16 protein-coding genes are annotated in these 13855 nt (G+C 67.2%); all 16 read left to right on the top strand.

Annotation, left to right across the window (positions count from 1 at the left end; all coding sequences use genetic code 11):
* Positions 1 to 54: 54 nt before the first annotated feature.
* The 16 genes from AC1RAA_RS13970 to AC1RAA_RS13895 all read left to right on the top strand — a co-directional run bounded on the left by AC1RAA_RS13970 (position 55) and on the right by AC1RAA_RS13895 (position 13843).
* Complete coding sequence (locus AC1RAA_RS13970) at positions 55 to 468, top strand: gamma-butyrobetaine hydroxylase family protein (RefSeq protein WP_062477026.1); 414 nt, start codon at positions 55 to 57, stop codon at positions 466 to 468.
* Positions 469 to 640: 172 nt separating this feature from the next.
* The gene (gene ubiE / locus AC1RAA_RS13965; protein WP_062477029.1) at positions 641 to 1372 is read left to right on the top strand and encodes a bifunctional demethylmenaquinone methyltransferase/2-methoxy-6-polyprenyl-1,4-benzoquinol methylase UbiE; all 732 of its coding nucleotides are present in this window, start codon (positions 641 to 643) and stop codon (positions 1370 to 1372) included.
* A gap of 41 nt (positions 1373 to 1413) precedes the next feature.
* A complete protein-coding gene (locus tag AC1RAA_RS13960; RefSeq protein WP_139700159.1) occupies positions 1414 to 2418 on the top strand; it encodes a Tim44 domain-containing protein in 1005 nt (334 codons plus the stop codon).
* A 57-nt stretch (positions 2419 to 2475) separates the two neighbouring features.
* The gene (locus AC1RAA_RS13955) at positions 2476 to 3033 is read left to right on the top strand and encodes a ubiquinone biosynthesis accessory factor UbiJ (RefSeq protein WP_062477123.1); all 558 of its coding nucleotides are present in this window, start codon (positions 2476 to 2478) and stop codon (positions 3031 to 3033) included.
* Positions 3030 to 4595, top strand: a complete 1566-nt coding sequence (ubiB, locus tag AC1RAA_RS13950) for a ubiquinone biosynthesis regulatory protein kinase UbiB (protein WP_139700161.1) — start codon at positions 3030 to 3032, stop codon at positions 4593 to 4595. The genes AC1RAA_RS13955 and ubiB overlap by 4 nt, the downstream gene beginning before the upstream one ends.
* A gap of 19 nt (positions 4596 to 4614) precedes the next feature.
* Positions 4615 to 6063: a high affinity choline transporter 1 gene (locus tag AC1RAA_RS13945; protein ID WP_062477039.1), complete on the top strand. Its 1449-nt coding sequence runs from the start codon at positions 4615 to 4617 to the stop codon at positions 6061 to 6063.
* A 105-nt stretch (positions 6064 to 6168) separates the two neighbouring features.
* Complete coding sequence (locus AC1RAA_RS13940; protein WP_492728680.1) at positions 6169 to 6501, top strand: FmdB family zinc ribbon protein; 333 nt, start codon at positions 6169 to 6171, stop codon at positions 6499 to 6501.
* A gap of 14 nt (positions 6502 to 6515) precedes the next feature.
* On the top strand, positions 6516 to 7148 hold the full coding sequence (locus AC1RAA_RS13935) for a DUF502 domain-containing protein (RefSeq protein ID WP_062477045.1): 633 nt from the start codon (positions 6516 to 6518) through the stop codon (positions 7146 to 7148).
* A 37-nt stretch (positions 7149 to 7185) separates the two neighbouring features.
* Positions 7186 to 8991 carry an aspartate--tRNA ligase gene (aspS, locus tag AC1RAA_RS13930; RefSeq protein WP_492728682.1) on the top strand — a complete coding sequence of 602 codons (1806 nt, stop codon included), beginning with the start codon at positions 7186 to 7188 and terminating at the stop codon, positions 8989 to 8991.
* Positions 8992 to 8998: 7 nt separating this feature from the next.
* A complete protein-coding gene (gene nudB, locus AC1RAA_RS13925; RefSeq protein WP_492728684.1) occupies positions 8999 to 9475 on the top strand; it encodes a dihydroneopterin triphosphate diphosphatase in 477 nt (158 codons plus the stop codon).
* On the top strand, positions 9472 to 10245 hold the full coding sequence (locus AC1RAA_RS13920; RefSeq protein WP_095949358.1) for an endonuclease/exonuclease/phosphatase family protein: 774 nt from the start codon (positions 9472 to 9474) through the stop codon (positions 10243 to 10245). Before nudB ends, AC1RAA_RS13920 begins: the two co-directional genes overlap by 4 nt.
* A 73-nt stretch (positions 10246 to 10318) precedes the next feature.
* Positions 10319 to 11050, top strand: a complete 732-nt coding sequence (gene folE, locus AC1RAA_RS13915) for a GTP cyclohydrolase I (RefSeq protein WP_062477056.1) — start codon at positions 10319 to 10321, stop codon at positions 11048 to 11050.
* 3 nt (positions 11051 to 11053) lie between these two features.
* A complete protein-coding gene (locus tag AC1RAA_RS13910) occupies positions 11054 to 11476 on the top strand; it encodes a BLUF domain-containing protein (protein ID WP_062477059.1) in 423 nt (140 codons plus the stop codon).
* 16 nt (positions 11477 to 11492) lie between these two features.
* Positions 11493 to 12374 (top strand): DMT family transporter, encoded by an 882-nt coding sequence (locus AC1RAA_RS13905; protein WP_095743930.1) that lies wholly within the window; start codon positions 11493 to 11495, stop codon positions 12372 to 12374.
* Positions 12375 to 12387: 13 nt separating this feature from the next.
* Entirely contained in the window at positions 12388 to 13212 is an 825-nt protein-coding gene (locus AC1RAA_RS13900; RefSeq protein WP_492728686.1) for a DUF429 domain-containing protein, read from the top strand.
* 136 nt (positions 13213 to 13348) lie between these two features.
* Complete coding sequence (locus AC1RAA_RS13895; RefSeq protein WP_062477068.1) at positions 13349 to 13843, top strand: BON domain-containing protein; 495 nt, start codon at positions 13349 to 13351, stop codon at positions 13841 to 13843.
* Positions 13844 to 13855 lie beyond the last annotated feature (12 nt).

The following is a 13855-nucleotide window of genomic DNA, read 5'->3' as shown; positions in this document are numbered from 1 at the left end:
TACTGCGCGAGTCCTCTCCCTTTTCTCTTTTCTCTTCTTCCGAACGGATTCCCCATGGCAGGTTTGCAAGCCGGCGCGCCGACACCCCAATCGATCACCGTGCATGGCCAATCGCGCGTGCTCGAGGTCGGCTTCTCGGACGGCGCCACCTTCCGCATCCCCTTCGAGCTGATGCGCATCTATTCGCCGTCGGCCGAGGTGCAGGGCCACGGCCCGGGGCAGGAGGTGCTGCAGACCGGCAAGCGCGACGTCGACCTGGTCGGGCTCGAGCCGGTCGGCAACTACGCCGTGCAGCCGGCCTTCAGCGACGGCCACAACTCCGGCATCTACACCTGGAGCCTGCTGTACGACCTGGGCGCGCGGCAGGCCGAGCTGTGGGCCGATTACGAGCGGCGCCTGGCCGCGGCCGGCGTGGACCGCGACGCTCCGATGGCCGACAAGGGTGGCCACGCCTGCAGCAGCCACTGAGCATCGCCGGAATCGAGGGTAAACATACCCTGTTGCTATTGAAAAGATAGCCTTACACACAGCAAAGACGCGCGTTGCGGCGGCCCTCCGTTGGAGGAAAAAGCAACAAATGTCCGCCGTGCCCGCGGGGTCGTCGCCTTGAAGGAATGCCTTCCGGCCTAACATCCAGCGCATGAGTACAACCCACTTCGGCTTCGAGAAAGTCGACGAAAGCGAGAAGGCGCAACGCGTTCGCGGCGTCTTCGACTCGGTGGCCTCGCGCTACGACATCATGAACGACCTGATGTCGGCCGGACTGCACCGGGCCTGGAAGGCCTACACCGTGATGGTCGCGAACGTGGGCGAAGGCTCGCGCGTGCTCGACATCGCGGGCGGCACCGGCGACCTCGCGCTCGCCTTCTCGAAGAAGGTCGGCGCCACGGGCCAGGTGGTCCACACCGACATCAACGAAGCCATGCTGCGCACCGGCCGCAACCGCCTGCTCGACGCCGGCGTGGTGCTGCCCACCACGGTCTGCGACGCCGAGAAGCTGCCCTTTCCCGACGACCACTTCGACGTGGTCACCGTGGCCTTCGGCCTGCGCAACATGACGCACAAGGACATCGCACTCAAGGAGATGAACCGCGTGCTCAAGCCGCGCGGCAAGCTGCTGGTGCTCGAGTTCTCGAAGGTCGCCAAGCCGCTCACGAAGGCCTACGACTGGTATTCGTTCAACGTGCTGCCGCGCCTGGGCAAGCTCGTGGCCGGCGACGATGCGAGCTACCGCTACCTGGCCGAATCGATCCGGATGCATCCCTCGCAAGAGGAGCTCAAGACCCTCATGAAAGAGGGCGGTTTCGGACATGTGGACTATCACAACATGACGGGGGGAATTGCTGCCCTCCATGTTGGAATCAAGTGTTGATCACGATGACGACGCGAATTTTTCGCTCAAGAGGAGACGGCATGAAGAGTTTGGGTTCTTTGTTCTTGGCAGCAGCACTGGTGCTGGTGAGCGTTCAGGCGGAAGCTGCTCGCATGGGTGGCGGCAAGTCCGTCGGTCGCCAGTCGTCCAACGTGACGCAGCGCCAGGCCACGCAGCCCGCGGCCCCCGCGCAGCAGAACGCGACCAATGCGGCGCCCAAGCCCGCAACGCCCGCCGCCGCTGCACCGAAGCGTCCGTGGGGCGCGATGCTCGGCGGCCTGGCCGCCGGCCTGGGCCTGGCATGGCTCGCAAATTCGCTCGGCCTGGGTGCCGGCTTCGCCAACATCCTGCTGATCGCGCTGCTGGCTTTCGCCGCGCTCGCGGTGTGGCGCATCTTCAAGGCGCGCTCGGCCGCGTCGTCGGGCAACGCCAACCGCCAGGGCGCTTTCGCCTTCCAGGGCGCCGGCAGCCCCGCCGATGCACGCGCACCGGCACAGTACAGCCCGGCCAACGTCGGCAACGACGCCTCGGCACGGCCGTGGGAGCGCAACGCCACGGCGTTCGATGCCGCGCCGGCATCGCACGGCAGCAGCCTCTCGGCCGCGGGTGCCGCAGCCGGCGGCAGCATGATCGGTTCGGCACTGGCCGGTTCGCAGTCCTGGGGCATCCCCGCGGGCTTCGACGCCGACGGGTTCCTCACCGCCGCCAAGCGCAACTTCGTGACCCTGCAAGACGCCTGGGACCGCGCCGACGTGTCGATGCTGCGTTCCATGATGACCGACAGCATGGTCGAAGAGATCCGCACGCAACTGGCCGATCGCGCCAGCCACACGGGCGGTGCGCTCAACAAGACCGAAGTCGTGATGCTCGACGCCAAGCTGCTGGGCATCGAAGAGCTGCCCGACGCCTACATGGCGAGCGTGGAGTTCTCCGGCATGATCCGCGAAGACGCCTCGGCGGGCCCGGCCCCGTTCCGCGAAGTCTGGAACATGACCAAGACCGGCAGCGCCGGCTGGCTCGTCGCAGGCGTGCAAGCGTTGCAGTGACAAAAACCTGAGCCACGGCCGTCACCCGGCCGTAGCACTGACGGGATAATGGGGACCATGGCTACACCATCGTCCCCTTTTTCTTTGCTCGGCGACCTGTTCAACCGCATCGGCGAACGCCTGCAACCGCCGGCCTGGGCCGTCCACGAGATCCAGCACCGCGCGGTCCTGTTCCTGAACCACGTGCTGCAGCAGGAGCCCGAAGCGCAGCAGCGGCTGCTGCGCCAACAGGGCAGGGTGGTGCGCTTCCAGTGGCGCTTCGTGACGATGGAACTGGTGGCCACGCCGGCCGGCCTGCTCGACCTGGCACCTGCCGGCTCTACGCCCGAACTCACGCTCACCGTGATCGATGACTCTCCCTTCGACATCGCCCGCGCCACGCTGCGCGGCGACAAGCCTTCCGTGCAGATCGTCGGCGACGTGCAACTCGCAGCCGAGGTCAACTGGCTGGTCGACCACGTGCGCTGGGACGTCGAGGACGATCTGGCCCGCGTGATCGGTGACGTGCCTGCGCACACGCTGGGCAACGGCGTGCGCCGCGTGGTGGGCGCGCTGCGCCAGTTCGTCGGCGACCGCTCGGCCCGTGCCGGCGGTGCGGCGGGCCACGCCGAATGAGTCGCTTCTATCGCGGCCTGTTCATCGTCTGGGTCGCACTGCGCTATGGCCTGGACGAGCTCGTGCTCACGAGCTTCCAGAAGCCCTGGCTGCGCGTGGTGGCACGCATCGTCTCCGTTGGACGCAACCTCGACGCGCCGCGCGGCCAGCGCCTGCGCGAGGCGCTGGAGCGGCTGGGCCCCATCTTCGTGAAGTTCGGCCAGGTGCTGTCCACGCGGCGCGACCTGCTGCCGCCCGACATCGCCGACGAGCTCGCCTTCCTGCAGGACCGCGTGCCGCCGTTCCCCTCGGCGGTGGCGGTCGCGACCATCGAGCGCGCCTTCCGCCGTCCGGTGAGCGACGTGTTCGTGCAGTTCGACGAAACGCCCATCGCCAGCGCCTCGATCGCGCAGGTGCACTTCGCGACCATCCGCACCAACCAGGGCGAGATCCGCGACGTGGCGGTGAAGGTGCTGCGCCCCAACATGCGCGGCGTGATCGAGAAGGACCTGGCCCTCATGGCCATGATGGCCGGCTGGATCGAGAAGCTCTCGCCCGACGGCAAGCGCCTGAAGCCGCGCGAGGTGGTCGGCGAGTTCGACAAGTACCTGCACGACGAGCTCGACCTCGTGCGCGAGGCCGCCAACGCCGCGCAGCTGCGCCGCAACATGGCCTCGCTCGACCTGGTGCTGATTCCCGAGATGTTCTGGGACTTCTGCCACCCCGAAGTCATCGTGATGGAGCGCATGAACGGCGTGCCCATTGCCCAGATCGACAAGCTGCGCGCTGCCGGCGTCGACATTCCCAAGCTCGCGCGCGACGGCGTGACGATCTTCTTCACGCAGGTGTTCCGCGACGGTTTCTTCCACGCCGACATGCACCCGGGCAACATCCAGGTGAGCCTGGCGCCCGAGACCTTCGGGCGCTACATCTCGCTCGACTTCGGCATCATCGGCACGCTCACCGAGTCCGACAAGGAGTACCTCGCGCAGAACTTCGCGGCCTTCTTCCGGCGCGACTACAAGCGCGTGGCCGAGCTGCACCTGGAGAGCGGCTGGGTGCCGCAGGGCACGCGCATCGACGAGCTCGAGGCCGCGATCCGCACGGTGTGCGAGCCGTACTTCGACCGGCCGCTGAAGGAGATTTCGCTGGGCATGGTGCTGATGCGCCTGTTCCAGACCTCGCGCCGCTTCCACGTCGAGATCCAGCCGCAGCTGGTGCTGCTGCAGAAGACCCTGCTGAACATCGAGGGCCTGGGCCGCAGCATCGACCCCGAGCTCGACCTCTGGGCCACGGCGAAGCCCTTCCTCGAGAAGTGGATGATCGACCAGATCGGACCGAAGAAGCTGTTCCAGCAGCTGCGGGCCGAGGCGCCGCGCTACGCGAAATTGCTGCCGCAATTGCCGCGCTTGCTGCACGATTTCCTGGAAAATCGGCCGCCCGATCACCGCCGCGAGTTGCAGGAGCTGCTGGCCGCGCAGAAGCGCACCAACCGGCTGCTGCAGGCCATCCTCTATGGCGGCATCGGATTTGTCCTGGGGTTGCTCGCCATGCAAGTGCTGGTGCGCGTGCGTTTGTTCTAGAGGCTGGAGGAGTTTCGCCGTGTTGTTGACGCTGGTCATCGTCTATCTGCTGGTCACCATCGCCATCGGCCTGTATGCGGCCAAACGGGTGAAGAACACCACCGACTTCGCGATCGCGGGGCGGCACCTGCCGCTGTTCATGATCATCACGACCACCTTCGCGACCTGGTTCGGGTCCGAGACGGTGCTCGGCATCCCGGCCAAGTTCATCGAGGGCGGCCTGAGCGGCGTGGTCGAAGACCCCTTCGGCGCGGGCACCTGCCTGATCCTGGTGGGCCTGTTCTTCGCGGGCAAGCTGTACCGCATGACGCTCTTGACCATCAGCGACTACTACCGCGAGCGCTACGGCCGCAGCGTGGAAGTGGCCTGTTCGCTGATCATCATGCTGAGCTACCTGGGCTGGGTGTCGGCGCAGGTCACGGCGCTGGGGCTGGTGTTCAACGTGCTGTCGGCTGGCGCCATCAGCATCCCGCTGGGCATGGTGATCGGCGTGGTCTCGATCCTGGCCTACACGCTGTTCGGCGGCATGTGGTCGGTGGCCGTGACCGACTTCATCCAGATGATCATCCTGGTCGTCGGCCTCGCGGTCATCGCGATGTTCGCGGGCGACATGGCCGGCGGCGCCGACAAGGTGGTGGCCTTCGCGGTCAGCAAGGACCTCTTCAAGTTCTGGCCCGAGCCCAACTGGCACGACATGGTGTTCTTCTTTGCCGCGGCCATCACGATGATGCTGGGCTCCATTCCGCAGCAGGACGTGTTCCAGCGCGTGATGTCGGCCAACAGCGTCAAGGCCGCCACGCGCGGCCCGGTGATCGGCGGCGTGGCCTACATCCTGTTCGCCTTCGTGCCGATGTTCCTGGTGGCCAGCGCGCTGCTGATCATGCCGGAGGAGGTGGCCGTGCTGCTGAAGGAAGATCCGCAGAAGGTGCTGCCCACGCTGGTGCTGCAGAAGATGCCCTTCGTGATGCAGGTGCTGTTCTTCGGCGCGCTGCTGTCGGCCATCAAGTCGACCGCCTCGGCGACCCTGCTGGCGCCCAGCGTCACCTTCACCGAGAACATCTGGCGCCAGTTCCGTCCGGCCGGCACCGACCGCGAGAACCTGATGACCATGCGCATCACGGTGCTGCTGTTCAGCGCCGCCGTGCTGGCCTACGCGATCCGCATGCAGGGCACGCCGATCTACGAACTGGTGTCGGGCGCTTACCAGGTGCCGCTGGTCGGGGCCTTCGTGCCGCTGGTGTGCGGCCTGTACTGGCGCCGCGCCACCACCCAGGGGGCCATCGCCTCGATCGTGGGGGGCATCGGCGTCTGGCTGCTGTTCATGGCCATGCCCTGGGGTACCGCCTTCCCGGCCCAGCTGGCGGGCGTGCTGTCCTCGTTCGCGGGCATGGTCATCGGCTCGCTGCTGCCGCAATGGATAGCGAACACTCACACGCCGCACCGCCTCCTGGCGACCGAGCCGGCCTGACGGCGGGCCGGGTCGCGCCCCCACGACCCCTGCGGGCGGGGGCGCCCCTATAATCGAGGGCTTTGCGAGCGGCAGCTGCGTCGCTCATTCCCACCCCGATTTCCCATGCCCATTTACGCCTACAAGTGCAGTTCCTGCGGCTTTGCCAAGGACGTTCTGCAGAAGATGTCGGACACGCCGCTCTCGGTGTGCCCGGAATGCGGTGCGAGCGCATTTGAAAAGCAGGTCACGGCCGCCGGCTTCCAGCTCAAGGGCTCGGGCTGGTACGTGACCGACTTCCGCGAGGGCGGCGGCAAGAAGTCCGAGGCCGCCGCTGCGTCCGGCGACGGTGCCAAGTCGGCCGACGCTGCTTCTTCGTCCCCCGCCTCCAGCCCCGCACCGGCGCCCGCTCCCGCGCCGGCCCCCGCTGCAACGGCTGCCGCCAAGAGCGGCGACTGACGGAACCCTCTCCCATGTCCGCCCTGCGCAAATGGTTGTTCTCCGGCTTGCTGGTGATCGTTCCGCTGTTCATCACCCTGGCGGTGCTGAAGTGGATCATCGACACGCTCGACCAGACGCTGTGGGTGCTACCGGGCGCATGGCAGCGCTGGCTCTACGACAACAACATCCGCGGGCTCGGTGTGCTGCTCACGCTGGCCATCCTGCTGGTGGTCGGTGCCATTGCGAGCAACTTCGTCGGCAAGCGCCTGCTCGGCTGGGGCGACGCCGTGGTGCGCCGCATTCCGGTCGTGCGCTCGATCTACTCGAGCGTCAAGCAGGTGTCGGACACGCTGTTCTCCGAGAACGGCAACGCATTCCGCACGGCAGTGCTGATCCAGTGGCCGCGCGAGAGCGTGTGGACCATTGCCTTCGTGACCGGCGCGCCGGGCAACGAGGTGGCCGAGTACCTGGGCAGCGAGGAATTCCTCAGCGTCTACGTGCCGACCACGCCCAACCCCACGGGCGGCTACTTCGTCATGCTCAAGCGCAGTGACTGCGTCGAACTGAAGATGAGCGTGGACGAAGCGCTCAAGTACATCGTCTCGATGGGCGTGGTCGTTCCAGGCGGCCCCTCCTCGGTGGCGATCAAGCCATCCAACTCATAAAAACGAACGCGCCACGACGGCGCCGGAAGTCATCTCTATGGCCATGCGTACTCACTATTGCGGTCTTGTGACCGAAGCCCTGTTGGGCCAGACCGTCACCCTGTGCGGGTGGGTCAACCGTCGCCGCGACCACGGCGGCGTGATCTTCATCGACGTGCGCGACCGCGAAGGCTACGTGCAGGTGGTGTGCGACCCCGACCGCGCCTCGACCTTCGCCGTGGCCGAGAACCTGCGCAACGAGTTCTGCGTGCAGATCACCGGCCTGGTGCGCGCGCGCCCCGAAGGCACCGTGAACGACCAGCTCAAGAGCGGCAAGATCGAAGTGCTGTGCCACGAACTCAAGGTGCTCAACCCGTCGGTCACGCCGCCGTTCCTGCTGGACGACGACAACCTCTCGGAAACCACCCGCCTCACGCACCGCGTGCTCGACCTGCGCCGCCCGGCCATGCAGCGCAACATGATGCTGCGCTACAAGGTGACGATGGAAACGCGCAAGTTCCTCGATGCCAACGGCTTCATCGACATCGAGACCCCGATGCTGGGCAAGTCCACGCCCGAAGGCGCGCGCGACTACCTCGTGCCCAGCCGCGTGCACGACGGCAGCTTCTTCGCGCTGCCGCAGTCGCCCCAGCTGTTCAAGCAGCTGCTGATGGTGGCCGGCTACGACCGCTACTACCAGATCGTGAAGTGCTTCCGCGACGAAGACCTGCGCGCCGACCGCCAGCCTGAATTCACGCAGATCGACATCGAGACCTCGTTCCTCGCCGAAGAGGAAATCCGCGAGATGTTCGAAGGCATGATCCGCAACGTGTTCCGCAACGCCGCGGACATCGACCTGCCGGTGTTCCCGACCATGAGCTACGCCGACGCGATGTTCAAGTACGGCTCGGACAAGCCCGACCTGCGCGTGAAGCTCGAATTCACTGAACTTACCGAGCTGATGAAGCGCGTCGAGTTCAAGGTGTTCTCGAACGCCGCCACCATGACCGGCGGTCGCGTCGTCGCGCTGCGCGTGCCCGGCGGCGGTGCCGAAGGCGGCCTGTCGCGCGGCGAGATCGACGCGTACCAGGAGTTCGTGAAGATCTACGGCGCCAAGGGCCTGGCCTACATCAAGGTCAACGACGCTGCTGCCGGCCGCGACGGCCTGCAAAGCCCGATCGTCAAGAACCTGGACGACGCCACGCTGGCCGAGATCATCGCTCGCACGGGCGCGCGCAACGGCGACATCCTGTTCTTCGGCGCCGACAAGGAAAAGGTCGTCAACGACGCCATCGGCGCGCTGCGCGTGAAGATCGGCCACAGCGCCTTCGGCAAGAAGGCGGGCCTGTTCGACGACCGTTGGGCACCGCTGTGGGTGGTCGACTTCCCGATGTTCGAGTTCGACGAGGAAGGCCAGCGCTGGAGCGCCGTGCACCACCCGTTCACCGCACCGAAGGACGGCCATGAAGACCTCATGGACACCGCGCCCGAGAAGTGCATCGCCAAGGCCTACGACATGGTGCTCAACGGCATCGAGATGGGCGGCGGTTCGGTGCGTATCCACCGCGAGGAAGTGCAGAGCAAGGTGTTCCGCGCGCTCAAGATCAGCGCCGAGGACGCGCAGCTCAAGTTCGGCTTCCTGCTGGACGCGCTGCAGTACGGCGCCCCGCCGCACGGCGGCATCGCCATCGGCCTGGACCGCCTGGTCATGCTCATGACCGGCGCCGAGTCGATCCGCGACGTGATCGCCTTCCCCAAGACCCAGCGCGCGCAAGACCTGCTGACGCAGGCGCCGAGCCCGGTCGACGAGAAGCAGCTGCGCGAACTGCACATCAAGCTGCGCAACACGCCGCAGGCGGCCTGATGCAGCCATGACGACCGGCACCCGGCCCTGGAAGATCCCGGAGTCGGTGCTGGTCGTGATCCACACGCCGGCACTCGATGTGCTGCTCATCCGGCGTGCGGATGCCGAGTCCGACTTCTGGCAGTCGGTCACTGGAAGCAAGGACGCAGTCGACGAGCCGCTCGCGCTCACCGCCGCACGCGAGGTGGCTGAGGAAACCGGCATCCAGTGCGGCGAGGGCACGCCGCTGGCGTCGCAGCTGGTCGACTGGCAACTGCGCAACGTCTACGAGATCTACCCCGGCTGGCGCGCGCGCTACGAACCCGGCGTCACCCACAACACCGAGCACCTGTTCGGCCTGTGCGTGCCCGAACGCCTGACGCCCGTGCTCGACCCGCGCGAGCACACCGACTGGCAATGGCTGCCGTACCACGAGGCGGCGGACGCCTGCTTTTCCCCGTCGAACGCCGAAGCCATTCTGTTGCTGCCAGAATTTGCGCGATGAACCCACCGGCCGCCGCAGCAGCAGCAACGCAGAACCTCCGGGTCGCGACCTACAACATCCACAAGGGTGTGCAGGGGATCGGGCCGGCGCGTCGGCTCGAGATCCACAACCTGGGCCACGCCATCGAGCAGCTTGATGCCGACATCGTCTGCCTGCAGGAAGTGCGCAAGATGAACCGGCAGGCCGCCGCCCGCTTTCCGCGCTGGCCCGAGCTGCCGCAGGCCGACTTTCTGGCGCCCGAGGGCTACACGGCCGTCTACGAGACCAACGCCGTCACGCGCCACGGCGAGCACGGCAACGCGCTGCTCACGCGCTGGCCGGTGATCCGCACCAGCCACCAGGACATCTCCGACCACCGCTTCGAGCAGCGCGGCCTGCTGCATGCCGTGATCGACGTCGAAGGGCGCCGGGTGCACGCCATCGTGGTGCACCTGGGGCTCATCAAGGGCAGCCGCGTGCGGCAGGTGGCCCGGCTGCGCGAGTTCATCGAGCGCGAGGTGCCGGCCGACGAGGCCGTGGTGGTGGCCGGCGATTTCAACGACTGGGGCGCGCGCATGCGCTACGCCATGAACGCCATGGGCCTGCGCGACACCAGCGACCTGCGCGGCCCGCGCACGCTCACGTACCCGTCGCGGCTGCCCGTGACGCAGCTCGATTTCGTCTACGGTCGCCAGCTCGAGCCATTGGCCTGCAACGTGCCGCGCGGCCCGATCTGGGCCCGCATGTCCGACCACCTTCCGCTGGTAGCCGACTTCGCGCTACCTAATTGATAGCATTGCTCCGAGAAGGGGCGGGCGTTGCAGCCCGAATCCCCTGGGGCCATTCACTGGTACGATCCCCGCCATGCTGAGGAAAACCGACGTCGAACCGCTTCCCGATCGAAAAGACGATGACGAGGGCACCCCCGTCTCCGTCAAGATCCGCGAGCGACTGAATGCAGCGCGCAAGCGTTTCAACGCCAACGACAACATCGCCGAGTTCATCCAGCCGGGCGAACTGGAGTCGCTGCTCGACGAGGTCGAGGTCAAGATGAAGGGCGTGCTCGAGAGCCTGGTCATCGACGTCGAGAACGATCACAACACCGACAACACCGCGCGCCGCGTGGCCAAGATGTACCTCAACGAGGTGTTCCGCGGCCGCTACGTGCCGGCACCTCCGCTCACCGAGTTTCCCAACGCCGAGCACCTGAACGAGCTGATGATCGTCGGCCCGATCACCGTGCGCAGCGCCTGCTCGCACCACTTCTGCCCGATCATCGGCAAGCTGTGGATCGGCGTGATGCCCAACGAGCACACCAACGTGATCGGCCTGTCCAAGTACGCGCGCCTGGCCGAATGGGTCATGGGCCGCCCGCAGATCCAGGAAGAAGCCGTGGTGCAGCTGGCCGACCTGATCCAGGAAAAGACGCAGCCCGACGGCCTGGCGCTGGTCATGGAGGCCGAGCACTTCTGCATGGCCTGGCGCGGCGTGAAGGAAATGGACAGCAAGATGATCAATTCCGTCATGCGCGGCGTGTTCCTGAAAGACCCGAGCCTGCGTCGCGAATTCCTCTCCCTCCTGCCACGAAAGAGCTGAGCCATGCTGGTCCGACTTCTCTACGCCAGTCGCGCCGTCGATACCAGCCCCGAGGCCATCGAGGCGATCCTCGCGAAATCGCGCACGCACAACCCGGCCTGCGGCATCACGGGCATCCTCTGCTACGGCGCCGGCACCTTCCTGCAGGCCATCGAGGGCGGGCGCGACGCCATCAGCGATCTCTACGGCCACATCCAGCGCGATCCGCGCCACAAGGACGTGGTGCTGCTGCACTACGAGGAAATCTCCGAGCGCCGCTTCGGTGGCTGGACGATGGGGCAGGTCAACCTCTCCAAGCTCAACGCCTCGACGCTGCTGAAGTACTCCGAGAAGCCCGAGCTCGACCCGTACAAGGTCTCGGGCAAGGTCTCGCTCGCGCTGCTCGAAGAACTGATGGCCACCGCGGCCATCGTCGGCCGCCACTGATCCCGGTTCGACCGGGGTGCCCCTTTCCGCTTTCGCACTGATCCTGCTGGCTGGAGTCATCCACGCCAGCTGGAACATCGCCGCCAAGAAGGCGAACGGTGACTCGCGCTTCGCGTTCCAGAGCGGCGTGTTCATGGCCGTGGTGTGGGCGCCCGTGGGCATCACGCTAGGCTGGAGCGTCGTGCCGACCTGGGGCACGAAGGAGTGGGCTTTCATCGTGCTGAGCGGCGTGCTGCACGTCTTCTATTACGTCGTGCTGCTGCGCGGCTACCGCAAGTCCGATCTCACGGTGGTCTATCCGCTGGCGCGCGGCTCGGGGCCGCTGCTGTCGTCGCTGGTCGCGATCCTGTTCCTGGGCGAGAAGATCAGCCTCGTCGGCGTGGCCGGCATCTTCGGCGTGGTGCTCGGCGTGTTCCTGGTGGCCGGCGGCCCGCGCCTTTTTCACAAGAAGCATGACCCGGTGCAGCGCGAGCGCGTGCAAAAGGGCATGCGCTACGGCGTGCTGACCGGCGCCTTCATCGCGGCCTACACGGTCACCGACAGCTACGCCGTCAAGTTCCTCGCGATGTCGCCGATCCTGCTCGACTACATGAGCAACTTCGTGCGCCTTGTGCTGCTGCTGCCCGCCGCGTTGCAGGACCGCGCGACCACCGTACGCATGTGGCGTGAGCAGTGGAAGTACGCGCTGTTGGTGGCGGCGATCAGCCCCGTCTCGTACGTGCTCGTGCTGTACGCGGTGCAGCAGGCGCCCATCTCGCACGTCGCGCCGGCGCGCGAGGTGTCGATGCTGTTCGCCGCGCTGATCGGCGGGCACCTGCTGCGCGAAGGCGATCGCATGCTGCGGCTGCTGGGCGCGCTGTTCATCGCGGCCGGCGTGATTGCGCTCGCACTGGGTTGACCGAAGGCGGGTGATGCTCTTCGGCTGCGATTTCTCTAGCGCACCGACCGCCCGCAAACCCATCGTCGTGGCCGTCGGTGAACTGGCCGGCCCGGACGTCGTCGCGCTGACCGGCCTGCACCGCTTCGCCACGCTCGACGCCTGGGGCCGGTGGCTCGACAGCAGCACGCCCGCCTGGGTCGGCGGCTTCGACTTTCCCTTCGGCCTGCCGCGCGAATTGATCGAGCACCTGCAGTGGCCGACCGCGTGGGACGCGCTGATCGCCCACTACGCCGGCCTGAGCCGCGCCGAGATCCGCGACACCTTCGCCGCCTTTTGCGCGGCGCGTCCGGTCGGCGGCAAGTTCGCGCACCGTGCGACCGATGCGCCGGCCGGATCGAGCCCGTCGATGAAGTGGGTGAACCCGCCCGTCGCCTACATGCTGCACGCTGGCGTGCCGCGCCTGCTCGCCGCCGGCGCCACCTTGCCGGGCCTGCACGCGGGCACGCACAAGGAGCGCATCGCGCTGGAGGCCTATCCCGGCCTGCTGGCCCGCGAGCTGATCGGCCGGCGCAGCTACAAGAGCGACGACCTCGCGCGCCAGTCGCCCGAACGCGAGGTCGCGCGCACCGACCTGCTGGCCGCGCTGGAAGCCGGGCGCACGCGGCTCAGCCTGCGCCTCCAACTCACGGTCGCGCAGCGCGACGGGCTGCGCGCCGACGCCAAGGGCGACGAACTCGACGCGGTGCTGTGCCTGCTGCAGGCCGCCTGGGCCCGCCAGCGCGCCGGCAGCGCCGGTCCGGGCTACGGATTGCCGGGGTCCATGGACCCGCTCGAAGGCTGGATCGTCAGCGCCTGAGCCGCCTGCCGTCGCTTGCTTGTCCTACAGCGCTTCGGGCCTGCGGCGACACCCGGGCGCGGGTGGCGGGGACTAGATTGACTGGCGTGGACCAAGCCGGTCCATGCACCCATTTCCGACCGCAGGAGGATTTTCCATGACAACGTCGAACCGTTCCCTCGCTCCCTTTGCCACCTCGCGCACCTGGCTCGCCGTGCTCGCAGCCGGCGCCGCGCTGACCCTGGCCGCCTGCGACAAGCCGGGCAACCAGACCGCCGGTGAAAAGCTCGACAGCGCCGTCGCCAAGACCGAGCAAGCGGCCTCCGATGCCAAGGCCAAGACCGAACAGGCCGCGGCCGACGCCAAGACCGGCATGGCCGGCGCCACCGCCGATGTGAAGGAAGCCGCCAAGGACGCCACTGCCGCCGTCACCGCCACGGTCGACGATGCCGCGATCACCGCCTCGGTCTCGGCCGGCCTGGCCAAGGACCCGGACCTGAGCGCGATCAAGATCGATGTCGACACCAAGGGCGGCGCCGTGAGCCTCAAGGGCCCGGCACCGACGGCCGCCGCCAAGTCGCGCGCCGAGGAGATCGCCAAGGCCGTGCAAGGCGTGAAGTCGGTGAACAACCAGCTCGAAGTGAAGGGCTGAGCGGCCCTTCCG

Source organism: Variovorax sp. GW823-FHT04F07 (assembly GCF_058795995.1).
This window is presented reverse-complemented; position numbering and strand designations above follow the sequence as displayed.

Bases quoted from the DNA above. Each gene is read 5' to 3' on its own strand.
- AC1RAA_RS13955 (WP_062477123.1), top strand. From the start codon at position 2,476: ATGGCTACACCATCGTCCCCTTTTTCTTTGCTCGGCGACCTGTTCAAC.
- ubiB (WP_139700161.1), top strand. From the start codon at position 3,030: ATGAGTCGCTTCTATCGCGGCCTGTTCATCGTCTGGGTCGCACTGCGC.
- AC1RAA_RS13960 (WP_139700159.1), top strand. From the start codon at position 1,414: ATGAAGAGTTTGGGTTCTTTGTTCTTGGCAGCAGCACTGGTGCTGGTG.
- folE (WP_062477056.1), top strand. From the start codon at position 10,319: ATGCTGAGGAAAACCGACGTCGAACCGCTTCCCGATCGAAAAGACGAT.
- nudB (WP_492728684.1), top strand. From the start codon at position 8,999: ATGACGACCGGCACCCGGCCCTGGAAGATCCCGGAGTCGGTGCTGGTC.
- AC1RAA_RS13900 (WP_492728686.1), top strand. From the start codon at position 12,388: ATGCTCTTCGGCTGCGATTTCTCTAGCGCACCGACCGCCCGCAAACCC.
- AC1RAA_RS13935 (WP_062477045.1), top strand. From the start codon at position 6,516: ATGTCCGCCCTGCGCAAATGGTTGTTCTCCGGCTTGCTGGTGATCGTT.
- AC1RAA_RS13910 (WP_062477059.1), top strand. From the start codon at position 11,054: ATGCTGGTCCGACTTCTCTACGCCAGTCGCGCCGTCGATACCAGCCCC.
- AC1RAA_RS13940 (WP_492728680.1), top strand. From the start codon at position 6,169: ATGCCCATTTACGCCTACAAGTGCAGTTCCTGCGGCTTTGCCAAGGAC.
- aspS (WP_492728682.1), top strand. From the start codon at position 7,186: ATGGCCATGCGTACTCACTATTGCGGTCTTGTGACCGAAGCCCTGTTG.
- AC1RAA_RS13895 (WP_062477068.1), top strand. From the start codon at position 13,349: ATGACAACGTCGAACCGTTCCCTCGCTCCCTTTGCCACCTCGCGCACC.
- AC1RAA_RS13920 (WP_095949358.1), top strand. From the start codon at position 9,472: ATGAACCCACCGGCCGCCGCAGCAGCAGCAACGCAGAACCTCCGGGTC.
- AC1RAA_RS13970 (WP_062477026.1), top strand. From the start codon at position 55: ATGGCAGGTTTGCAAGCCGGCGCGCCGACACCCCAATCGATCACCGTG.
- ubiE (WP_062477029.1), top strand. From the start codon at position 641: ATGAGTACAACCCACTTCGGCTTCGAGAAAGTCGACGAAAGCGAGAAG.